The following is a 22823-nucleotide window of genomic DNA, read 5'->3' on the forward strand; positions in this document are numbered from 1 at the left end:
CCTACCCAGTCGACCCAGCGATCGATCAAGGTCGATCAAGCGGCCGAATGCCCGACCATATCCTTCGGCTGCACCCATTCATCGAACTGCTGCTCGGTGACATAGCCGAGCGCCAGCGCCGACGCCTTCAGCGTGGTGCCTTCCTTGTGCGCTTTCTTCGCGATCTGCGCGGCCTTGTCGTAGCCGATGTGCGGGTTGAGCGCCGTCACCAGCATCAGCGATTCGTTGAGCAAGGTATCGATGCGCGCGTGATTCGGCTCGATGCCCACCGCGCAGTTGTCGTTGAAACTGTGCGCGCCGTCGGCGAGCAAACGGACCGATTGCAGGACGTTGTGCGCAATCATCGGCCGGAACACGTTCAACTCGAAGTTGCCGCTCGCGCCGCCGATATTCACCGCGACGTCGTTGCCGAACACTTGCGCGCACAGCATCGTCAAGGCTTCGGACTGGGTCGGATTGACCTTGCCCGGCATGATCGAGCTGCCCGGTTCGTTTTCCGGAATCGACAGTTCGCCCAGGCCGCAACGCGGGCCGCTCGCGAGCCAGCGGACGTCGTTGGCGATCTTGTTCAGACTCGCCGCCACGGTCTTCAATGCGCCGTGCGCGAACACCAGCGCGTCGGCTGCGGCCATCACTTCGAATTTGTTCGGCGCCGAGACGAACGGCAAGCCGGTCAGCTTACCGATTGCCGCGGCAACCTTGCCGGCGAACTGCGGATGCGCATTCAAACCGGTGCCGACGGCCGTGCCGCCCTGCGCGAGTTCGTACAGATGCGGCAGCGCCGATTCCACATGACGAATGCCGTGATCGAGCTGCGCGACGTAGCCTGAAAACTCCTGGCCGAGCGTGAGCGGCGTGGCATCCTGCAGGTGCGTGCGGCCGATCTTGACGATGCCGGCGAAGGCTTTCGCCTTGCCGTCGAGCGTATCGCGCAGCGTCTTCAGCGCGGGCAGCAGATGCTTGACGATTGCATAGGCCGCGGCCACGTGCATCGCCGTCGGAAACACGTCGTTCGAAGACTGACCGCGGTTCACGTCGTCGTTCGGATGCACTTTGCGCGCTTCGCCGCGCTCGCCGCCGAGCAGCTCGCTCGCGCGATTCGCGATCACCTCGTTGAGGTTCATGTTGGTCTGCGTGCCGGAGCCGGTTTGCCAGACCGCGAGCGGAAATTCCTCTGGGTGCTGGCCGTCGATGATCTCGTCGGCCGCCTGCATGATCGCCTTTGCCTTGCTCTCGTCGAGCACGCCGAGACCCAGATTGACCTCGGCGGCCGCGCGCTTGATGACGGCCAGCGCGGTGATCAGTTCGGGCGATTGCTTCTCGGACGAAATACGGAAATTCTGCAGCGAGCGCTGGGTCTGCGCGCCCCATAGACGAGCGTTCGGTACGGCGATTTCACCGAACGTGTCGCGCTCCATTCGTACGTCTTCAGCCATGGTTCAACTCCGCTTTTTCAAAGTTCTGCGTTGACAGGTAGTAAGGAGAATAGACCCGTTAGCGCGTTCCGGTAAAAACCCGCCTGTGGATCGAAAATATAGGTGCGGCGCGCGCCGTCTTCGACATCGGTCCACACGAGCGGCGAGAGCGGCGCGCCGATCGAGCGTAGATAGGCGAGTTGCGCCGGGTCCGCGAGCGTGACGCGGTAGCTCGCTTCGGGCGCGATCGCATGTTCGAAGATCTGCGCGACCTGTTCGGCGAGCGGCGCGCTATGGATGACCAGCGTCTGCTCGGTATTCAGATTGGCCGAGCGCGGATCGAGATTCATCGAGCCGATCACCAGAATCTTGCGGTCGATTACATAGGTCTTTGCGTGCAGGCTGGCGCGCGAGCGGGATCCGGTGAGACCGGCGCGCGGCGTATTCTGCTGCGGTTTGAATTCATACAACTCCACGCCCTGTTGCAGAAGCGGCACGCGGAAGGGGCTATAGCCGGCTTGCACGGCCACCGCGTCGGTTGCGGCAAGCGAGTTGGTCAGCACGGCGATGCGCACGCCCCGATGCGTCAGTTCGCCGGCTGCTTTGACGCCGGCCTCGTGCGGCACGAAGTAAGGCGAAATGATCAGAAAATCCTTCTGCGCCTCGCGCATCAGTTCGACCAATCGCTGCATCGGCGGACTGACGTAATCCGGCGACGGATGCACGATTTTCTCCGGCAGGTCCGCTTTGAATTCGGCCGGCGCCCACGTCAGGCCGAGTTGATCCTGGGCAATCTGCGAGGCGAGCGGTGTCGCGTTCAACGGTTTCGCGTTGTACGGATCGGCGTTGGCGCGCCAGTGCTGGCGTAAATCGTCGCGTGTCTGGTCGAGCACTTTCGCATCGAACTTCTGTTTGTTCAGCACCCGCAGCGGATAGGCGATGCTGCTGTTCCAGTAGTCGTCGAAACTCGCGGAGACATCGGCGACGACCGGACCGGCGGCCAGCACGTCGAGGTCGCGGAACTGCAGCGTTTCACTGGCGCTGAAATATTCGTCGCCGAGATTGCGGCCGCCGACGATCGCCAACTGGTTGTCGGTGATCATCGACTTGTTGTGCATGCGGCGCGTGAAATGGCCGATCTGCGTGAACACGTTGGTGGTGCGCTCGAACATGCCTTCTTGCGCGCTGCCGAACGGATTGAAGACACGGATCTCGATGTTGTCGTGCGAGTTCAGACCCGCCATTATCTGGTCAATATCCTTGAAGTTCAGATCGTCGACCAGCATGCGCACACGGACCCCGTGGTCGGCCGCGTAGAGCGCGGCGCCCAGCAGCAGCTTACCGGTGGTGTCCTCGTTGGCGATGTAGTACTGCATGTCGAGGGTTTTCGTCGCGGCGCGCGCGAGTGCAATGCGCATCTGCAAAGCGTCGGTGCCGCTCGACAGAACGCGGAAGCCGGACTGGTTCGGATGCGTGGCTTCGAGCGGCGCAAGGGCTGTGTGAAGCGGGGTCGTTTCGGTGGCGGGGAGTGCGTGGGTGACCGGACGGTCGAACGCGGTGGCGGGCGGTTTGGTGGCGCAGGCGGTCAAAAATGCCGTTGCGCAGCACATCAGGAAGAAATGTCTCGTCGTCTGCAAGGGAGACGTCTTCCGGGGTGCGCTGAACGCACGCTCGCGGCGCTGTGCGGTCTGATTCTGATTGTGTTCCTGATGCCACGACACGCTGTTTCCCCCTGGTTTGCACGCTTCTCATGACGGCAGCGCGTGGGGCTTGCCCACGCTGTCGAGAAATGCATTCTAAGGGGAATCACGCCGCAGAGCTTTCGTTCTTCCCTGTGACGGTGACGAGGGCGGCGAGCGTGGTGACTCGGCGCTCGCCAGCGGTGTTACCCGCGTTCGGCATTCAACGCGCGTGCGCCATCCGGATGCGTGGACCCTTTCGCGGGGCGTCCCGCCCAATACCCCGCGAGCAGCGAGCCGGACAGGTTATGCCACACCGAAAACAACGCCCCAGGCAACGCCGCGATCGGCGTGAAATACAGCTTGCCGAGTGTCGCGGCGAGCCCTGAGTTCTGCATGCCCACTTCGATGGCGAGTGTGCGGCAGACGGCTTCGTCGAAACCGAGCAAACGGCCGCCCCAATAGCCGCCGAGCAAACCGATGCCGTTGTGCAGCACCACGCCCAGCATCACCACGAGACCGACCGACGCGATGTTCTTCTGCGTGCCGCCCACCACCGCGCCGATGATCAACAGAATCGCCACCATCGAGATTAGCGGCAGGATCGGTTCGACCTTGCGCACAGCCTTGTTGAACAGTTGGTTGACGACGACACCGATCACGATCGGCAGCGCGACGATCTGCAGGATGCTCATCAGCATGCCGTGCACGTCGACGGCAATCGATGCATCCACATACAGACGCGTGAGCAGCGGCGTCGCGAACACGCCGACCAGCGTCGACAGCGCGCTGATCGTCACCGACAACGCAACGTCGCCGCGCGCCAGATAGATCATGACGTTCGACGCCGTGCCGCTAGCCACGCTGCCCACCAGCACCATGCCGGCGGTCAGATCCGGCGGCATGCGCAGGGCCTTGGCGATGACCCAGGCGGCGAGCGGCATCACCAGATAATGCAGCACGATGCCGGCAATCACCGGCGCGGGGCGCGTGAAGACGCGCTGAAAATCGGCCACCGAAAGGGTGACGCCCATCGCCAGCATGATGGTTGTCAGAAGCAGGGTGACGTGCGGCGCAATGCCGGCAAACGAGGCAGGCGAGAAGTACGCGGCAATCGAAATGAGCACGGCCCAGAGCGGAAATAAACGGGTGACGCGGGCAAGCATGACGGGCGGTCCTTGGTTATGTTTTATGGCGAGAAATCGAGGTCGGTCGAACGGCATGCCGCGAAGTGCGGTGCATGCTCGGGGCGCCACTCGCGAGGAGCGGCAGGCCTTGGCGGCGGGTGTCGGGCCGTCGGGCCGTCGGGTGGAGCATGCCTTCGTGAGGTGCGCCAGGCGGCGTCGCGCGGGTGCGCGCGATTTTGCCAAAGCGCGCATTTTACCGTTCGTGGCGCGTTTGCCGGGAAACGTTGGTTGCATGTGCAACGAGACGGCCTGGCAAGATCGAGAGCGCGGCCGGCGGATCCAACCGCTCACGAGAGCGGCCGCACAAAAAAGAAACCCGCGCAGTGCGCGGGTTGAAACCCTTTCAGAGGAGTGTCAAGAAGACACTTGAATCGTAGCGCGCGGATCGCGCTCGGCCAACCAATCATCTGTGATTTGCTTAAGCCTCATGCTGATGAGGCAGGCGGCGCGCCGGGCGTGACCGGCACGCGCCGCAGGCTCAGTTTGTGAAAGCGCAGCGTCATCAGCAGCGCGACGCTTGCGAGGCCGGCCGCGAGTCCCCACCACAAACCGCGCGCGCCGAGGCCGAAGTGAAAAGCCAGCACGTAACCGGTCGGAAAGCCGATGACCCAGTAGCCGAACGTCGCGGCGATCATCGGCACGCGGGTGTCCTTCAGGCCGCGCAGGCAGCCCGAGCCGACCGTCTGCATGCCGTCGACGATCTGGAAGATCGCGGCCACCCCGAGCAGCGAACTCGCCAACGTCACCGTGGCGGCGTTGGCGGGGTCGTCGAGATGCAGATACAGCCCGACGATCCAGTGCGGCGCGGCGATCAGCACGATGCCCGAGAGCGTCATGAAGCCGACGCCGAGCGCGAGCGCGACGAAACCCGCGTGGCGCGCGGCGAGCGGCTGGCCCGCGCCGGACCAGTAGCCGACCCGCACATTGGCCGCCTGGCCGATCGCGAGCGGCACCATGAAGGCCACCGAGGCGACGTTCAGCGCGATCTGGTGCGCGGCCAGTTGCGATTCGCCGAGCAGGCCGACCATCAGGCCGGTGGCGAGGAACAGGGTCGATTCGACGCCGTAGGTGATCGCGACCGGCCAGCCGATGCCGAACAGTTCGCCCATCAACGGCACGTTCGGCCGCGTGGCCACGACGAAATGTTTGTAGCGGGGCCGCAGATGCAACAAGGCCATCAGCACGAGCGCGCTCAGCCAGACGGTGATCGAGGTGGCCGCCGCCGAGCCGAGAAAGCCAAGGCGCGGCAGCCCGTAGACGCCGTGAATCATCCCGTAGTTGAGAAAGCCGTTCACGACCACGCTAATCAACGACACCCATAGGAGCCGTTTGGCCGCGCCGATGGCCGGCAGGAACGAGCGCATCAGGCCGACGCCGATCAGACTGCCGAGCGAGCCCCAGCGCAGCACCGCCGCATATTCGCCGACATTGTGCGCAAGCAGCGCGGGTTCGCCGAACGCCAGCAGGATCGGCGTGGCGAACGAGAGCAGGAAAAACGCGGGCACCGACAGCAGCACCGACAACACGAGACCGGTCCAGTAGATATGGGGCACGCGGCCTTCGTCCTGCGCGCCGCGCGCGTGCGAGACGCTCACGCTGACGGAGGTCAACACGCCCTGCAGCAGCGTGACCACCACGAAGAACAGGTTGGCGCCGAGGCCACCGGCGGCGAGCGCGTCCGGGCCGAGCGAGCCGAGCAGGATCGTGTCGGTGACGCCCATCGCCATTTGCGACAACTGCGCGATGGCGAGCGGCGCGGCGAGCCGGGCAGTGTCTGCCGCGTGGCGGGACAGGGTCGGCGGCCGGGCGGCCACCCGGGTGAAGCCGGATTGAGTCATGGGAGCGCTTTGAAGCGGAAGGGCGACAGCACGGACGGGCGCAAGCCGGACGATTCGCGTGGTTTGCACGCTGCCGGGGGCGGTGGCGAAACGCGGTGGCTCACCGGAAGCGTGGAGCGGCTGTCAGCCGATTGTTTGTCTGTCGAAACTGACAGCTTATTGCCTGGGCGCGGGGATGTCGATGGAGGAGGCACGATTTTGGTGCGTGAGGTCCTCCGAGTTTCCGGACTTAGTGTTTGAGTGACAGGGCCGTGACCGTGCGTCTTCGATTTGGCGTTCACGACCGCCGGCCGGTCTTCGGCTCGGCGCGTTCGGTTGGGCCGTTATACCTCTGACATCGCCGAGATGGCGCGTCAAGCCTCGTGCACCGCGATCCGCGTATCGCCGAGCAGCACCACCTGGCCCGCGCGGATTTTGCAGGTTTTACGCGTTTCAACCCGCCCGTCGACGGTCACCGCACCGTCCGCGACCATCATTTTTGCCGAGCCACCGCTGTCCGCGAGGCCCGTTATCTTCAGCAGATTGTGCAGTTCGACGTAGTCGCCGGTGAGTGTGAAGTCGAGGTTGGGCATGGCGTTTGCACCTTCAGGCAAAGGGTTCGCATCATAAGCCAGAAGCTTGCCCTTGATGAAAATCCGGGAGCCACCGGGCCGCGCTGGCACAAATACAAGCAGTTGTTATGTAGTTGTCAGGAAATGAAACCTTCCGTAACACAGGTCGCCAGCTACGAACTTCACTCGTAAAGTGCAGCTCTGTAGCAAAGCTTGCTGAATTTCCCCGGCAATGAACAGACCGGGTGAGGCGCTCATGAAGCACGCGTCACAGTGCGCCGGAATCGATGCCCGCGTCACAACAACTTTAGAGAGGATTTCGCCATGACCCAGATTCGTACGCTCCTGATCGGTACCGCCCTGACTGCCTTCGCTGCGACCGCCGCTGTGGCGCAGACCGCGCAACCGGCCGCCGCTATGAACGCCCAGGCACAGGTCCAGACTCAAGGCGCCGATGTGGCGCCCGCAGCCCCGGCTGCTCAGGGTGTGATGCCGGTTACGCCGGCGCCGACGCGTCTGACGGCGTCGGGCTCGACCGATCCGCTGGTCCAGAAGCGCGACGCCAATGCTGAGGCCAATGCTGAATACAAGGCGTCGAAGAAAGCCTCCAAGGCGGAGCTGCAGCAACAGCAGAAGGCTGCCAAATCGCAATACAAGGAGCAGGTGCGTGACGCCAAGATCAACAAGAAGGCAGACAAGCAGACTGCCAACAATGAAATGAAGATGAATATGCAAGGCCAGACGGCCGATCAGGACAATGGCGCTGACGCCAAGCACTAAGGAGGTATCGCATGACCATCACCAAGCTGACAAAGAACAGGATGTATGCCGCGTTGCTTGCCGGTTGCCTGTCGTCGGTCGCGTTCGCGCAGACGAGCGACCCGAGCGCCGCGCCGGTGACCCATGCCGACAAGAAGGCGGTCAAGGAACAATCGAAGGCCGACAAGAAGGCATCCGTGGCGCAAGCCAAGGCCGACAAGAAAAAGACTGAAGCCCAGGCCGATGCCGACAAGGCGAACGCCGACGCCAATCTGAAGGACGCGAAGAAGCAGTAAGAAAGGCGTTGATAGAAAGCAGGGCGGCCCCGACGCCTTGCTTTGGCTCGAAGGAAATGGCCCGGGGCGCAGGTGCGCCCGGGCCGTTTTTTTGTGCTCGCCGCGTGCTCGCTTTGGGCCGCGGCGCTGGCGGGTTTTTGTTGCCGGTCCGAGGGCAAGCTGCGTCCGACGTTGTTGCCCGGCGAAGCGACAGACGGAAAAAAGGGTCGCTTGTCTCCGATACTTGTATGGATATACAGTATGCGTCGCCGCTTCAACTCCACCTCAGGCCCCAATCCACTGTGCTCTCTGTCGCTGAATCTCCGCCACCGTTCGATACGGCCGCCTGGCTGGCCAGGCTCAACGACGCGCAACGCGAAGCCGTCGAATACGGTGCCGACCATCCCAACGCGCCGCCGGGCGCTTTGCTGGTGATAGCGGGCGCGGGCTCCGGCAAGACCAACACGCTGGCGCACCGCGTCGCCAATCTGATGGTGAAGGGCGCCGATCCGCGCCGTATCTTGCTGCTGACTTTCTCACGCCGCGCCGCGCTCGAAATGACCCGCCGCGTCACGCGCATCGCCAGTGCGGCGCTCGGTACGCGGGCCGCGCTGGCACAAGGGCTCACATGGTCGGGGACGTTCCATAGCGTCGGCGCGCGGCTATTGCGCGAATACGCAGACCTGATCGGCCTCGCACCGGCCTTCACGATCAACGACCGCGAGGATTCCGCCGACCTGATGAACCTCGTTCGGCACGAGCTGGGTCTGTCGGCGAAAGAGCGGCGTTTTCCGGCCAAGGGCACCTGCTTTGCGATCTACTCGCGTGTGGTTAACACCGGTGCGTCGCTTGCCGACGTGCTCAACAGCGCGTTTCCCTGGTGCCGGGAGTGGGAAGCCGATCTGCGCATGCTGTTTGCCGCGTACGTCGAAGCCAAGCAGAAGCAGAGCGTGCTCGACTACGACGACCTGCTGCTCTACTGGTCGCATATGGCCGCCGAGCCGGCGATCGCGGCCGATCTTTCGGCGCGTTTCGATCACGTGCTGGTCGACGAGTATCAGGACACCAACCGCTTGCAGGCGTCGATCCTGCTCGCGTTGAAGCCCGACGGCCGCGGCCTGACTGTGGTCGGCGACGACGCCCAGTCGATCTATTCGTTTCGCGGCGCGACCGTGCGCAACATTCTCGACTTCCCGGCGCACTTCAATCCGCCGGCGAGGCAAATCACGCTCGAACGTAATTACCGCTCCACCGGGCCGATTCTGGCGGCGTCGAATGCGGTGATCGAGCTCGCCAGCGAGCGCTACACGAAGAATCTGTGGACCGACAAGGCCTCGGCGCAGCGCCCGCGTCTGGTGACGGTCGCCGACGAAGCGGACCAGGCGCGCTATATCGTCGAACAGGTGCTTGAGGCGCGTGAGCAGGGCATGAAGCTCAAATCGCAGGCAGTGTTGTTTCGCGCCGCCCATCACAGCGCCGCGCTCGAAATCGAACTGACCCGGCGCAACATTCCGTTTGTGAAGTTCGGTGGCCTGAAGTTTCTCGACTCGGTGCACGTCAAGGATGTGCTCGCCGTGCTGCGCTGGGCCGAGAATCCGCGCGACCGCGTCGCCGGTTTTCGGGTTGTGCAATTGCTGCCGGGCGTCGGTCCCGCCACCGCCGCGAAGGTGCTCGACGAGATCGTGGCCCGGGCGGCCAGCGGCAATCCGGCCGATCTCACCCAGAGCGCCGGTGGCGCGCTGGCCGCCTTTGCGCCGCCCGCTCGCGCGCAGGAAGACTGGCATCCGTTCGTCAAACTGATGTCGAGCGTGTACGGGCGCCAGACGCCATGGCCAGCCGAGTTCGAGATGGTGCGGCGCTGGTACGAGCCGCATCTCGAACGCAATCACGAGGACGCGGCGATCCGTCATGCGGACGTGTTGCAGATGGAAAGCATCGCGGGCACCTACCCGTCGCGCGAGCGTTTCCTCACCGAATTGACGCTCGATCCCCCCGACGCCACCAGTGACGAATCCGGCGTGCCGCTGATCGACGAGGACTACCTGATTCTGTCGACGATTCATTCGGCGAAGGGGCAGGAGTGGCGTAACGTGTTCGTGCTGAATGGCGTCGACGGTTGCATTCCGTCCGATCTCGGCACCGGCAGCGAGGAGGAAATCGACGAGGAGCGGCGCCTGTTATACGTCGCGATGACGCGCGCGAAGGAAGACCTGCATATCGTCGTGCCGCAGCGCTTTTATGTGCACAACCAGACCCATATGGGCGACCGTCATGTCTGGGCGTCGCGCACGCGTTTCATTCCGGCGCATCTGATGCCGCTGTTCGACGCTTACGCGTGGCCACGCGTGCCGGTGCCGAGTGCGCCGACAGCGGCGGGGCTGGCCGCGGCGGCGCAGGCGAAGATCGAGATTGGGGCCCGGCTCAGAAAGATGTGGGATTGACGGCTTCTACCCGACCTTACCGCGACTACCGTGGCTGCCGCTGTTGAGCCGCAGGAGGGGGCGGCACGAAGAAATTGCGCAGCCACGAAGCGAAGCGCGAGAACACGTCATACGGCTCTTCGACGAAAATCTCCGGCTTCAGCAAGCGTAGGTATTCCATGATCTGCTGCGCTTCCTGTTTCTGGAACGAACCGTGTGAAATGCCCAGACGCAGTAGCCCGCGCAGTTCGCCGAGCTTTTCGCGGGCGGTGCTGCCCACGCTCGTTTCGCATGCCACCTTGGCTTCGTAGACGCGCTGGCGCAGCGATTCCACCAGCCGCCAGGCCGGCGTTTGCATGAGTTCTTCGAGCGACTGAATATCTTTTGCCTCGCTCTTGATCTGCGCCGCGAGCGGATCGATCAGCGCGGCGTCGCCTTCCGCTTCCTTGACGATGGCCGCGGCCCAGTCGCGGCACTGCTTGGCGAGCTCTTCCGGCGTCCATTCCGAGCGGGCCGCGAAGCCGAAACCGAATTCCGCCGCCTGCCGCATCAGGATCGCGACGACGTCAGGAAACTCCTTGTCCAGCGTGCGTTTCGCCCACGCGTACTGGCCACCCTGCAACATCCGCTTAACCGCGTGTTCAGTCAGCGGCACCATGTTGTCGAGCAGCTTGGCGCGCAAAAAATCCTCAAACGACGGCGTCGCGAACTGCGGATCGAGCTTCAGCGAAACCCGCAGAAAGGCGTCGAAATCCTTGCGCAGCGTCGCGATAGTCTCGTCTTTGAGCGTGAGGGTAATTTGACCCATGTGTTATCCCGTTTGGTCCTGCCCGCGCGGCTTCGTCATGTCGTCGGCCGCACCTGGACCTTGTGAGACGCGACGCCGAATGCCGGTGCGGTTGATTCTGCCTGTTGCCGCGTAACCAGCGGGACGTATCCCGATGAGCGGACCTCGACTTGATATCGGCGGAATTGAAAGAAACTTGAGGGCGTGCGGGAAATTGAGGGCCACTTTAGAGGGTGGCGTCGTTTCGAGGCCAGTACGCGGCGGCCGTTGCCCATGCCGGGGCCGCCGCGCCTGGCGGTTGCGGGTGTGTGGGCGCCATTTGCGCCATTTAACCCGTCACGTGCGATGTAAGTCCCGGACTGTGCCTATTTGAGCACGACGCCTTGCCAGACAAAAAAGACGGCCAGACCCACCGCGATAGTCAGGAGTGGCCGGCGCGTCAGCGCGCTGACCGCGATGGCGGCCAGCGCCCCAACCAGTTGCGGATTGCGCCAGGTCAATTCGGCATTGGTGCCGTGCGGCGAGACCGCCATCGGCACGATGATCGCGGTCAGCACCGTAACCGGTACGAAGCCTAGCGCGGTGCGCACGAGCGGCGGAAACACCAGCCGGTCGCCCAGCACGAAGACGGCGGCGCGGATCACCCACGTAATGACCGCCATGCCAAGGATCAGGACAACGTAGTTCATCGCGATGCTCCTGCGGTTTTCTGCGAGGTTTCCTGTGATGTTTCCTGTGAGATTTTCCGCGGGGCATCCCGCCGAGGCGCCTGGGTGGGCTCCTGCGAGGTTGCGGGCGGGGTTTCGCGATTCTCCCGTGTGCCTCGCCCACGTCGCGGCACTGACAGCAAGACGCCGATTGCGACGCCGGCGAACACCGCGCCCAGCAGGCCGAGCTTGTATGGCCACGCTTGCCAGAAGAAAGCCAGCGTGCCGGCGGTGACGGCCGCCGCGATATAGCGCAGCGCGACGAGCTGGGGCACCACGATCGCAATGAACGTGGCCACCATCGCGAAATCGAGTCCGAGCGACTGCAGGCCGGGAAAGGCGGCGCCGAACAGCAGGCCGGCGACGGTCCAGATCTGCCAGTTCAGGTACATGGCGAGACCCGCGCCGAAGAAGTAGTGCGGGCCGGCCGTGCCGGGCTCCCGATGCCGGTAGTGCTCCCATGCGACCGCGAAGACTTCGTCGGTGAGCAGCGCGCCGAGCGCCCAGCGCCAGCGCGCGGACAGATGCGCGACGTGCGGCGCGAGTGTCGCGCTATACAGCACGTGACGCAGGTTGACGACGAGCGTGGTCGCCCAGATCACCGCAAAGCTCGCGTGGCCGGCAATCAGGCCCAGCGCGATGAATTGCGCGGAACCGGCGAACACGACGAGCGACATCAACTGCCCATGCCATAGATGCAGCGGACCGGACGCGACCAGGGTGCCAAAGATCACGCCGAAGGGCGCCGCGCCAACCATCATCGGGATGATGTCGCGCGCGCCGGCGGTGAATTCCTTTAAGTGGCCTGTGCTCGAGCGCTGGCCGGGGTTGGGATGGGTCAATCTTGCCTCCTTGATTCGGGAAGCATAGCGGGCGGCGCGAGGCAGGGCTTGTACGTTCTTGCGGTAGGCGCGCAGATGCTGCTGAGGGCCGTGGCTGGTTGATCGGGCTGATGCAATGCGTGAGGTGGCCAGAGCGGAGGGCGGGCCAATCGGAACGGATCCTGCAGAGGTAGGTCTTGGGATTGCACTGCAGCATAGCGCTAGCTGCGCGGCCCGCCGATGTGGGTGCTTTGCAGCCGTCGGGATGGCCTGAACGACCGGCCACGCGACTTGATAGCGTTGCAAACGTACCCGCAGCCGGCGTCCTGCTCTTCTTGTGAGCCCTGCGTCAGCTACTTTGCCAACGTCCCGGCGGCACGCCGAACATGCGCCGGAAATGGCGCGTGAAATGGCTCTGGTCCGTGAAGCCGCTGGCCGCGGCGACATCCGTCACGGACGCACCTGCACGCAATGGAGCGAGCGAGCGTTGCAGGCGCACCTGGTTGCGCCACGCATGCGGTGGCAGACCGGTGGCCTGGTTGAAAAGGCGTGCGGCGTGAAACGGCGATAGTCCCGCTGCTTGCGCGACTTCGGCCAGCGTGACGGCTTCGGCGAGGTCGCCGGTCAGGCGCTCCTGCATGGTCGCGACGCGGGGGTCGTCGGTAGCGAGGCGCGACGGCTCCGGCTGCGTTTGCGAGTAGCGGGCCAGCAAGGTGGACACCGCGTCGAGCATGGCGGCCTCGGCGGCGAGCGGATCGTCGCCGGCCTCCAGCAGGCGGTGTGCATGCGCCAGTCGCCGCGCCAGATCGGGATCGCGGATCACACCCGGCGCGAACCACGGTAATGGCTGCGGCGTACCGGCGAGTTCATTGGCGAGATCGTGGATGAAATCGACGGGCGCATACATCACGCGATATCGCCAGCCTGCCTCGACAGCCTTCGAACCCGTGTGCAACTCGCCGGGGTTGATGACCGGCACGCTGCCCGCTTCGGCGACATAGTTCGAACCACGATACCGATAGCCCTCGGCGCCCGCGACGATCACCGGAATCGTATACGCGTCGTGCCAATGCGGCGTGAACTCATGGTCGTGATATTCGGCCGTGAGCAGATCCGCGCCGGGCAAAAGCGGCGTGCGCCAATAGCGGGCGGAATCCTGGAAGCGATGGGCATTCATGATGGAGGTCTGGTGGTACGGTGGCGCGGTGGTCCGACAGACCGGCAAACCGCCGGCCGGCGACCCGCGACCGGGTTCGGCATGACCGGTCAGTGTAGCGCGCTGTGACCGCTGCCGCAGCCCTTACTCGGGCCGTTCATGGCTTTGCTTCCTGCGTTTTGCCGTAGGGTGCAAATCACTTGACGGGGATTGTCGTGCCGGCCGGTACCGGCACCGCGCTCACGCTGTTTTTCGCGCTGCCGCTGACGACGCGATCGCTATAGGTCATGTACACCAGCGTGCTGCGCTTCGCATCGACTATCCGCACCACGTGCAGCGATTTGAAAATCAGCGACATGCTCACAGAGAACACATCGGCCTGCTTTTTCACCGGCCCCGTGAAGCTGAGCGCACCGACCTGGCGGCAGGCGATCGACGCTTCGGTCGGATCTTCGGCAATGCCGAGCGTGCCCTTGACGCCGCCAGTGCGTGCCCGCGACACATAGCAGGTCACACCCTGGACGAGCGGGTCGTCATAGGCTTCGACGACCACGCGGTCAGAGCCCGTGACGCGGAAGTTGGTATTGACGCTGCCGACTTCTTCGCTGTGAGCGCAAGGCAGCAACAGGGCGCTGGCGGCCGCCGCGAGCGAGACACGCAATAACAGAGTGGATTTCATGGGATCGCCGAAAAACACCCATGCTATAACGGCGACCGCTTTATTTTCGGGGAGAGCGCCAGCTGCGGCTTAAATATTTTTGCATTTGGCGTTGCTGGCTTGGCAAACCATGCCCCCAGCCACGCTTCCGGCTTGACTTGCGGTCGCCGAGTGGGCGTTTGGCGACGGCTGGCGTTATGCGGCTCGTTCTTCGTGGGCGCGGGCTTGCCTGCCTGGTTGTAATTCATCGTGAATGTCGCCGCGGCCCTGCTGGTGCCGGGCTTCAACACCGCAGCTGTCTGGATGTAACGCGCCATTAGGGGGACGTTTTCGGTGCCCGTGCGCGTGCCGAGTGAGACATTGCTGGTACTCGGCGTATTGCTGGTTGTGTAGGTGTAGTTTGCGGGGCCAAAAGAAATGGGCGTCATTTGATACAGAAGCTGGATGCCGAGGCCTGCCGCGGAGGAGCCCGGGCTCAGAGTCAACGCATTGGTCTGGTTCGACGGCGTAGCGGAATCCATCAAGCTGATGGCGGGTTTGGCATGGGCGTCGCATTGGAGGCCCAAATTCAGCATGGTCGAGCCCGCGTAGGTGCCGACGCCTTGAAAAGCGGAGCCTGATATCGTGGCAACGTGACGGCGATGTCTGTCGTGATGACCGAGCAACTGGGGACTGAGTTGTTAAGAATCGTGTATTTGACGTTGATTGTGCTGTTGCCTTGCGTACCACCGTTGGCAAATTCCTGATTCGGGACATGGGCAAGGGTGGAGAATCCAAACGAACCTGTGAGCGCGGTGCTGGTCTTGACCGGTTCGAAACGGCCTTGCAATACGTTCGTACCGTTTCGCGAAGGCCCCATATCAAACGAGTTGATGACGCCGCCGTACAGGATTGGCGTCATGACACTGCCGGAAGCATTGCGCATTCTGAACCCCACGCCATCCCCCATCCCATTTGTCGTGTAGACATCTGAGTAACCGGCGACCAAGTGATTGCTGCATTATTTATGGTCGTCATGTACCAGTCGGCGCCAAGGGCTACAGTGCAGGTCACAGGAATCGAAAATGCCGCAGGCGCCCCGGGATAGGTTGCCCGACTTCGAGGTTGGCGGGGACGCTCACGGACGGAAAGTTGATCGTGAGGGGCAGCGAAGCCGAGCAATCGTTAAACTTTGCAAACGCGCACGTTGAAGTGCACGCCGCGACGACGAGCAGCGCTTTCATGCACAAACGAGATAGTGTGGAAGACATGTTCGAACCTTGTGATCTGGGGGTGCCACTTAGCGACGCGAACCGGCGCTCCGGCGGAATTTCGATATAAACGATTGTCCGGTGGGGGGCGCGTGCAGGCGATCAGAAGATTCTTGAGGTGATCAGATAAATCCTACGGGCAAGGGGGCGCAGGGCGGACCTCGCTAAGTGCGTTTTGACCGATGGGTGCCTGACGGTGTTGAATATTGGCCCCAGCGGGCCGGCTCGACTTCGCGGGCGCGTTGCATGTGCTTGCTGCGGCGGGAATTGTCGTTTTGTCGCTATCGGAATGGCGTCGCCAAAACAAAAAGGCCCGCACGAATGCGGGCCTTCTAAATTTTTGGCTCCTCGACCTGGGCTCGAACCAGGGACCTACGGATTAACAGTCCGGCGCTCTACCGACTGAGCTATCGAGGAACAGCAGTACAACTTGATCTACATAAAAAAGCCCGTATTGGTTAACGGGCTTTTGCAATTCTTGGCTCCTCGACCTGGGCTCGAACCAGGGACCTACGGATTAACAGTCCGGCGCTCTACCGACTGAGCTATCGAGGAACAGAACAACAAACAGCAGAGAAGCGAAATTGTAGGAGCAGCTTAAGCACCTGTCAATACCCTGCGTTCATCTCGATTTGATTCGAATGCAACAGCAGGGTACCGGCTGCGCTACTCAACGTGCGAGCAGAGCCAGCTTTTCCTTCACGTCCTTGAATTCTTCGGCTTCCGGCAGCGGCGCCTTGGTCTTGGTGATGCTCGGCCAGTTCTTCGCCAGATCGGCATTCAGCTCAGTGAAGTGCTGCTGGTCGCCCGGCACGTCTTCTTCGGCATAAATGGCGTTTACCGGGCACTCGGCCACGCACACGGCGCAGTCGATGCATTCATCGGGGTCGATCGCGAGGAAGTTGGGACCTTCGCGAAAGCAGTCCACCGGGCACACATCGACGCAGTCGGTATAGCGGCACTTGATGCAGCTTTCGGTCACAACGTGAGTCATTCAGGCAGCTCCTGCATGCGGAATCAGGGAAGGCGAAACGCCAAAAGCGCTATTGTAACGTAACGTCAAGAGCCGCATACGCCAGCAGGCAATGCCTTTTATACGTTTTCGTGATTAGGTTATGGCGTTCGGCGTAACAGTCCCGCAACAGGCTGGGGGCGCGCTGAATCCAGACGCATTCGGGTAACATGCGTCAGGTCGGCGCACACGGGGCGCGCCGCACGCGCATGGGTTGACGCGGTTGGTCGAGCCAGGCTTTCCGTTCTCCTGCAGTCCAGTTCGCACCATCATGATTATTACTTCGCTGCTCGACACCGATCTGTACAAGTTCACGATGATGCAAGTGGTGTTGCATCACTTTCCCGCGGCGAATGTCGAGTACCGGTTTCGCTGCCGCACGCCGAATGTCGATCTCGTACCGTATATCGCCGAGATTCGCGGTGAAGTGCGCAAGCTGTGCGAGCTGCGCTTCACCGACGACGAACTCGACTACCTGCGGCGCATGCGCTTCATCAAGGGCGACTTCATCGAGTTTCTCGCGCTGTTCCATCTGAACGAGAAATACATATCGATCGAACCCTCGCCGAAGGGCAACGGCGAAATCGACATCGAGATCAAGGGGCCGTGGCTGCACACGATCCTGTTCGAGATCCCGATGCTCGCGATCGTCAACGAAGTCTACTTCCGCAACACCCAGCAACAGCCCGACTACAGCGAAGGGCGCGGCCGTCTGGTCGAGAAGATCAAGCTGCTGGGCGCGCGTCCGGAGTTCGCCGACTGCAAGATCGCCGATTACGGCACGCGCCGCCGCTTCTCGAAGCAATGGCACGAAGAAGTGATCCTCACGCTGAAAGACGGCCTCGGCGAGCAGTTCGCTGGCACCAGCAACGTGTTCTACGCGATGAAACACAGCCTCACGCCGCTCGGCACGATGGCGCATGAATACCTGCAGGCGTGTCAGGCGCTCGGTCCGCGGCTGCGTGACTCGCAGATCTTCGGTTTCGAAATGTGGGCTAAGGAATATCGCGGCGACCTGGGCATCGCACTGTCAGACGTGTACGGCATGGAGGCGTTCCTGCGCGACTTCGACATGTACTTCTGCAAGCTGTTCGACGGCGCGCGCCACGATTCCGGCGATCCGTTCGACTGGGGCGAGCGCCTGCTCAAGCACTACGAAGCGAACCGCTGCGATCCGCGCACCAAGATCCTCGTCTTCTCCGACGCGCTCGACATTCCGAAGGTGCTGCAACTGTACGAGCGTTTCCGCGGCCGCTGCAAGCTGGCATTCGGCGTAGGAACCAATCTGACAAACGATCTGGGCTACAACCCGTTGCAGATCGTCATCAAGATGGTTCGCTGCAATGGTCAGCCGGTGGCGAAGCTGTCCGATTCGCCGGGCAAGAACATGTGCGAAGACAAGGCCTATCTCGCGTATCTGCGGCAGGTGTTCGGCATTGCGCAACCCGAGGAAGACGCTGCGAAGTAAGGCTGCGCCCGCGCGGCTCAGGTGCGACTCAGTGTGCCGCTCTGGTGCCAATCTCTCATGCAGATGCGCTCGCCGCGTGGCCGGGACGTGCCCATAGGCCGTTCGGCCAGGGTGGTCGCGCGCAGGGTGGCCGGTATAATTCCCGCCATATCGCACGGCTGTCGACACGAGGATTTCGCATATGGATACATCGATTGCCCGCCGTAACATCCTGGCGCGCATCCGCGCAGCGCAGGGGCGCGAGCCTGAGCCGTCCGCTTCAGAGCGCGAGGCGGCTGCGGACTACCTGGCGCGCCATCCTCAAGGTCCGCGTCCGGAGATGCCAGCCGATCTGACCGCGCGCTTCATCGAAGAAGCGCGGAAAATGGCGACCACGGTCGATACGGTCGAAGCACTGAGCGAGGTGCCGGCCGCCGCGCATCGCTACCTCACTGAACATGCTTTGCCGGTGCAGGCAATCGCATGGCAAACCCTCCAGCATCTTCAGTGGACCGAAGCCGGCCTCACCGTCGAATTCCGCAAACCCGAAGACGGTGACGTGGTCGGACTCACCGGCTGCTTCTGTGCGACTGCGGAGACCGGCACACTGGTCCTGCTGTCCGGACCCGAGACCTATGCATCGGCGGGCCTGCTTCCGGAAACGCATATCGCGATCGTGCCGGCCTCGCGCATCGTCTCGGGGCATGAAGAGGCGTTCGAGCTGATCCGCAGCGAACGCGGTGAGCTTCCGCGTGCGGTCAATTTCGTTTCCGGGCCATCGCGCACCGGCGATATCGAACAGACTATCGTGCTTGGCGCACATGGGCCTTATCGGGTGCATGTGATTGTCGTGCGTGGCGCCTGAGTTGGGCGAGCGAGGTGTCTGCTGACGGCGCGCGCATTTGTCCGCTGTAACAAGGATTCCAAAAATATGAAACGACATGCCGTATGGACGAGCATGGTGTTCGTCGCTGCGCTTACGCTGGCGGCGTGGCCCCAACTGGCTTCGGCGGCTACGCTCGACGGCGCGACTTTATCGGCACTGTGGGGCTTGCCGTTTGCAGGCGTGTTGTTGTCGATTGCAGTGTTTCCGTTGGTCGCGCCGGCATTCTGGCATCACCATTTCGGCAAGATCGCGGCAGCGTGGGCGCTCCTGTTTCTGGTGCCGTTTGCGCTTACCTTCGGCACGGCCCTCGCATTCGGTACGCTAGTGCACGCGGTTCTCGAAGAATATATTCCATTCATCGTGTTGCTGACCGCGCTCTATACGGTGGCGGGCGGCATCCGCGTACGCGGCAATCTGCAAGGCACGCCGCGACTGAATACCGCGATTCTCGCTCTCGGCACCTTGTTGGCCAGCATCATGGGTACGACCGGCGCGGCGATGCTGCTGATCCGGCCATTGCTGCGCGCCAACGACAATCGCAAGCACGTCGTTCATGTGGTGGTGTTCTTCATCTTCCTGGTGGCAAACGCGGGCGGCTCACTATCGCCGCTCGGCGACCCGCCGCTCTTTCTCGGCTTCCTGCAGGGCGTGAGTTTCTTCTGGACCACCACGCATCTGGCGTTGCCGATGTTGTTCGTCTGCGTCGTGCTGCTGGCCGCGTTCTATGCCTTGGACTCGTACTATTTTCATCGGCGTGAAGAAGAGCGCGCGCGCTTTCTCGATCCGACGCCGGATTCGCCGCCGCTCGGCATCGACGGCACGATCAACTTCGTGCTTCTCGCGGCCGTGATTGCGCTGGTTTTGATGAGCGGACTCTGGAAGCCGGACGTCGCGTTCGACGTCTTCGGTACGCACGTCGCGTTGCAAAATGCGGTGCGCGATGTGGCGCTGATCGGCGTCACGTTGCTCTCGCTCGCGTTGACACCGCGCGCGGCCCGCGCGGGCAACGACTTCAACTGGGCGCCGATCGAAGAAGTCGCCAAGCTGTTTGCCGGCATTTTCGTGACGATCGCGCCGGTCATTACGATCCTGCGGGCCGGCGAGGCGGGCGCGTTCGCCGGCATCGTCCATCTGGTCAACCCGTCCGGCCAGCCGCACGACATGATGTACTTCTGGGCGACCGGCCTGCTATCGTCGTTTCTGGACAATGCGCCGACCTACCTGGTGTTCTTCAACCTGGCCGGCGGCGACGCGCAGAGCCTGATGACCACCGGCGCCACCACGCTCGCCGCGATCTCGGCGGGCGCGGTGTTCATGGGCGCCAATACGTATATCGGCAACGCGCCGAACTTCATGGTGAAAGCGATCGCGGAATCGCGGGGCGTCCGCATGCCGAGTTTTTTCGCGTATCTCGGCTGGTCGGCTGCAGTGTTGTTGCCACTGTTTTTCGTTACCGGCTGGCTGTTTTTCTGACGCCGGGTTTCATGCTTATTTTCGACGCCGAGACCATTTAACTCGACGCGCTATTCGGAGAATTGCAATGCAGAAGATCCTCGTCGCCCGTCCGATCTTTCCCGATGTGATCGAACGGCTCAAACAGTATTTCGACGTCGACTGGCACCAGGGCGACGTGTTGTCAGTGGAAGAACTGACTCGCCGTCTCGCGGACAAAGACGGCGCGCTGACCGCGGGCGATCCGATCGGCGCGGCGGTATTCGCAGCGGCGCCGCGTCTGCGCGTCGTGTCGAACATGGCGGTGGGCTACAACAATTTCGACATGGCCGCGTTCAATGCGGCGAATGTGCTCGGCACCAATACGCCGGACGTGCTGAACGAATCCACTGCGGATTTCGGCTGGGCGTTGATGATGGCCGCGGCACGCCGCATCGCCGAATCGGAGCATTGGCTGCGCGAGGGCAAATGGCAGAAGTGGAGCTATGACAGCTTTCTCGGCGGCGATATCCACGGCTCGACCCTCGGTGTGATCGGCATGGGCCGTATCGGGCAAGCGCTGGCACGTCGTGCGAAGGGCTTTAACATGCAGGTGATTTATCACAATCGTTCACGCGTCGCGCCCGAGATCGAAGCGGAGTTGAACGCGCAATATGCGTCCAAACAGGACCTGCTGCAACGCGCGGATCACGTGGTGCTGGTCTTGCCGTACACGAAGGAAAACCATCACACGATCGGCGCGGCTGAACTCGCGCAGATGAAGCCGACCGCGACGCTCACCAACATCGCGCGCGGCGGTATTGTCGACGATGCCGCGCTGGTCGAGGCGCTGCGTTCGAAGCAGATTGCCGCAGCCGGTCTGGATGTCTATGAGGGCGAGCCGAATCTGAATCCGGACCTGCTGAGCGTGCCGAATGTCGTACTGACACCGCACATCGCCAGCGCGACCGAAGCCACGCGCCGCGCCATGGCGAATCTCGCCGCGGACAATCTGATCGCGGCGCTGGGCGAAGGTCCGCGCGCCGGGAGACCGCCGAATCCGATCAACCCAGAAGTGCTTGGCAAGGCGCGTTCATGACAATGATTCTGGTGGCGGCCGTTGCAGTGCTCGCGGTCGCTTTGGTCATCGCGTTGGCATTGCTGATGCGCGGCCATGGCCGCGCTGACGAAAGCGAGCGCTTCGAGATTTTGAGCGAGCGTATCGACGCAGCGGCAGATGCGCAATCGCATGCTTATGAGCGGCTCGAGCGGCAACTGCGCAATGACATCACCGAAACGGCGCGCGTGTCGCGCAGCGAGCAGAGCAGCGGGTTCGCGCACTTCCAGCAGACACTGGCATCACAATTCAGCAGTATGACGACGGTGCAGGGCGGCAAGATCGACGGCTTCGCGCAGCAACTCGACGCGGTGCGTCACAGCTTGCAGCAGCAGGCGCAGCAGGCGCGCGATGAGCAAGGGCGCACGCTCAGGCAGTTCGGCGAAACGCTGACCTTGCAACTGGGGCAGCTCACCGAGGCGAACGATCGGCGCTTCGCCGAGGTGCGTGCGACCATCGAGCAGCGGCTGAAAGACATCGAGACGAACAACTCGACCAAGCTCGAAGAGATGCGCCGCACAGTCGACGAGAAGTTGCACGCTACGCTCGAACAACGCCTCGGTGAATCGTTCAAGCTGGTGTCCGACCGGCTGGAGCAGGTGCATCGCGGACTCGGCGAGATGCAGACGCTGGCTGCGGGCGTGGGCGATCTGAAGAAGGTTCTGACCAACGTCAAGACGCGCGGCACGTGGGGCGAAGTGCAACTCGAAGCGTTGCTCGAACAATTGCTCACAGCGGATCAATACGCAAAGAACGTCGCGACGGTGCCGAAGAGCGCCGATCGCGTCGAATTCGCGATCAAACTGCCGGGCCGCGCGGCGACGGGGGAATTCGCCACGCCGGTCTGGTTGCCGATCGACGCCAAGTTCCCGCGTGAAGATTACGAGCGGCTGATCGAGGCTCAGGAGCGCGCCGATCCCGTTGCGGTGGAGGAAGCGTCGCGCGCGCTGGAAACGCGGATTCGCGCCGAGGCCCGCACGATCGCTGAGAAGTATGTGTCGCCGCCGCACACCACCGATTTCGCACTGCTGTTTCTCCCCACCGAAGGCCTGTACGCGGAAGTCCTGCGTCGGCCGGGCCTGACTGATCAGTTGCAACGCGACTACCGCGTGACGATTGCCGGCCCGACCACGCTCACGGCCTTGCTCAATAGTTTGCAGATGGGCTTCCGCACGCTGGCGATCGAGAAGCGCTCGAGCGAGGTGTGGCAGGTGCTCGGCGCGGTGAAAACGGAATTCGGCAAGTTCGGCGACGTGCTGGCGAGAACCAAGGCACAGCTTGAAACCGTCACGCGTTCGATCGAAGCCGCGGAAACCCGCACCCGCGTGATGAACCGCAAGCTGCGGGACGTCGAGGCGTTGCCGGGTGAAGAGGCGAGCGGATTGCTCGGCGATGTGCTAACGGGCGTGGATCCCGACGAGCAGTAG

Annotated in this window: 21 protein-coding genes and 2 tRNA genes; 8 read left to right on the forward strand and 15 right to left on the reverse strand. The window is 62.8% G+C overall.

Annotated elements, in window-relative coordinates; genetic code table 11:
* Positions 1-35: 35 nt before the first annotated feature.
* From fumC to PQR53_RS16240, 5 genes are all read right to left on the reverse strand, one after another.
* Positions 36-1436, reverse strand: a complete 1401-nt coding sequence (gene fumC / locus PQR53_RS16220) for a class II fumarate hydratase (RefSeq protein ID WP_408455535.1) — start codon at positions 1434-1436, stop codon at positions 36-38.
* 17 nt (positions 1437-1453) lie between these two features.
* Positions 1454-3025, reverse strand: coding sequence for a phospholipase D family protein (locus tag PQR53_RS16225; protein ID WP_408455642.1), 1572 nt, complete (start codon positions 3023-3025; stop codon positions 1454-1456).
* Positions 3026-3300: 275 nt separating this feature from the next.
* Complete coding sequence (gene panS / locus PQR53_RS16230) at positions 3301-4260, reverse strand: ketopantoate/pantoate/pantothenate transporter PanS (RefSeq protein WP_179733478.1); 960 nt, start codon at positions 4258-4260, stop codon at positions 3301-3303.
* Between the two features lie 446 nt (positions 4261-4706).
* The gene (locus PQR53_RS16235) at positions 4707-6119 is read right to left on the reverse strand and encodes an MATE family efflux transporter (protein WP_408455539.1); all 1413 of its coding nucleotides are present in this window, start codon (positions 6117-6119) and stop codon (positions 4707-4709) included.
* Between the two features lie 353 nt (positions 6120-6472).
* Entirely contained in the window at positions 6473-6691 is a 219-nt protein-coding gene (locus tag PQR53_RS16240) for an RNA-binding S4 domain-containing protein (protein WP_011489423.1), read from the reverse strand.
* 303 nt (positions 6692-6994) lie between these two features.
* Between PQR53_RS16240 and PQR53_RS16245 the strand changes: the two genes are divergently transcribed.
* The 3 genes from PQR53_RS16245 to PQR53_RS16255 all read left to right on the forward strand — a co-directional run bounded on the left by PQR53_RS16245 (position 6995) and on the right by PQR53_RS16255 (position 10145).
* Entirely contained in the window at positions 6995-7450 is a 456-nt protein-coding gene (locus tag PQR53_RS16245; protein ID WP_408455542.1) for a hypothetical protein, read from the forward strand.
* A gap of 11 nt (positions 7451-7461) precedes the next feature.
* Positions 7462-7725 carry a hypothetical protein gene (locus PQR53_RS16250; RefSeq protein WP_408455545.1) on the forward strand — a complete coding sequence of 88 codons (264 nt, stop codon included), beginning with the start codon at positions 7462-7464 and terminating at the stop codon, positions 7723-7725.
* Between the two features lie 227 nt (positions 7726-7952).
* Positions 7953-10145 carry an ATP-dependent helicase gene (locus tag PQR53_RS16255; protein ID WP_408455548.1) on the forward strand — a complete coding sequence of 731 codons (2193 nt, stop codon included), beginning with the start codon at positions 7953-7955 and terminating at the stop codon, positions 10143-10145.
* 25 nt (positions 10146-10170) lie between these two features.
* Here PQR53_RS16255 and PQR53_RS16260 read toward each other — a convergent pair whose 3' ends face one another.
* The 10 genes from PQR53_RS16260 to fdxA all read right to left on the reverse strand — a co-directional run bounded on the left by PQR53_RS16260 (position 10171) and on the right by fdxA (position 16497).
* Positions 10171-10932, reverse strand: coding sequence for a DUF4088 family protein (locus PQR53_RS16260; protein ID WP_408455551.1), 762 nt, complete (start codon positions 10930-10932; stop codon positions 10171-10173).
* 344 nt (positions 10933-11276) lie between these two features.
* The gene (locus PQR53_RS16265; RefSeq protein ID WP_408455554.1) at positions 11277-11600 is read right to left on the reverse strand and encodes an AzlD domain-containing protein; all 324 of its coding nucleotides are present in this window, start codon (positions 11598-11600) and stop codon (positions 11277-11279) included.
* The gene (locus PQR53_RS16270) at positions 11597-12379 is read right to left on the reverse strand and encodes an AzlC family ABC transporter permease (protein ID WP_408455645.1); all 783 of its coding nucleotides are present in this window, start codon (positions 12377-12379) and stop codon (positions 11597-11599) included. Before PQR53_RS16270 ends, PQR53_RS16265 begins: the two co-directional genes overlap by 4 nt.
* 409 nt (positions 12380-12788) lie before the next feature.
* Positions 12789-13616 carry a helix-turn-helix transcriptional regulator gene (locus PQR53_RS16275; protein ID WP_408455556.1) on the reverse strand — a complete coding sequence of 276 codons (828 nt, stop codon included), beginning with the start codon at positions 13614-13616 and terminating at the stop codon, positions 12789-12791.
* A 175-nt stretch (positions 13617-13791) separates the two neighbouring features.
* A complete protein-coding gene (locus PQR53_RS16280; RefSeq protein ID WP_408455559.1) occupies positions 13792-14274 on the reverse strand; it encodes a CreA family protein in 483 nt (160 codons plus the stop codon).
* 23 nt (positions 14275-14297) lie between these two features.
* A complete protein-coding gene (locus PQR53_RS16285) occupies positions 14298-14828 on the reverse strand; it encodes a fimbrial protein (protein ID WP_408455561.1) in 531 nt (176 codons plus the stop codon).
* Positions 14822-15178: a hypothetical protein gene (locus PQR53_RS16290; protein ID WP_408455563.1), complete on the reverse strand. Its 357-nt coding sequence runs from the start codon at positions 15176-15178 to the stop codon at positions 14822-14824. The genes PQR53_RS16285 and PQR53_RS16290 overlap by 7 nt, the downstream gene beginning before the upstream one ends.
* Before the next feature lie 666 nt (positions 15179-15844).
* Positions 15845-15920 (reverse strand) — tRNA-Asn (locus tag PQR53_RS16295).
* Positions 15921-15982: 62 nt separating this feature from the next.
* Positions 15983-16058, reverse strand: a tRNA-Asn gene (locus tag PQR53_RS16300).
* A gap of 115 nt (positions 16059-16173) precedes the next feature.
* Positions 16174-16497, reverse strand: coding sequence for a ferredoxin FdxA (fdxA, locus tag PQR53_RS16305; RefSeq protein WP_323047363.1), 324 nt, complete (start codon positions 16495-16497; stop codon positions 16174-16176).
* 289 nt (positions 16498-16786) lie between these two features.
* On the opposite strand from fdxA, the gene pncB reads away from it, so the two are divergent.
* The 5 genes from pncB (at position 16787) to PQR53_RS16330 (ending at position 22823) form a co-directional block, all read left to right on the forward strand.
* Positions 16787-17983, forward strand: a complete 1197-nt coding sequence (pncB, locus tag PQR53_RS16310; protein WP_179733459.1) for a nicotinate phosphoribosyltransferase — start codon at positions 16787-16789, stop codon at positions 17981-17983.
* A 181-nt stretch (positions 17984-18164) separates the two neighbouring features.
* Positions 18165-18827 (forward strand): LutC/YkgG family protein, encoded by a 663-nt coding sequence (locus tag PQR53_RS16315; RefSeq protein ID WP_408455567.1) that lies wholly within the window; start codon positions 18165-18167, stop codon positions 18825-18827.
* A gap of 66 nt (positions 18828-18893) precedes the next feature.
* Positions 18894-20321, forward strand: coding sequence for a sodium:proton antiporter (locus tag PQR53_RS16320; RefSeq protein ID WP_408455570.1), 1428 nt, complete (start codon positions 18894-18896; stop codon positions 20319-20321).
* A gap of 67 nt (positions 20322-20388) precedes the next feature.
* Positions 20389-21378: a 2-hydroxyacid dehydrogenase gene (locus tag PQR53_RS16325; RefSeq protein WP_408455573.1), complete on the forward strand. Its 990-nt coding sequence runs from the start codon at positions 20389-20391 to the stop codon at positions 21376-21378.
* Entirely contained in the window at positions 21375-22823 is a 1449-nt protein-coding gene (locus tag PQR53_RS16330) for a DNA recombination protein RmuC (RefSeq protein WP_408455576.1), read from the forward strand. Before PQR53_RS16325 ends, PQR53_RS16330 begins: the two co-directional genes overlap by 4 nt.

This window comes from Paraburkholderia fungorum, from assembly GCF_046027605.1.
GTDB classification, from domain to species: Bacteria; Pseudomonadota; Gammaproteobacteria; order Burkholderiales; family Burkholderiaceae; genus Paraburkholderia; species Paraburkholderia fungorum_F.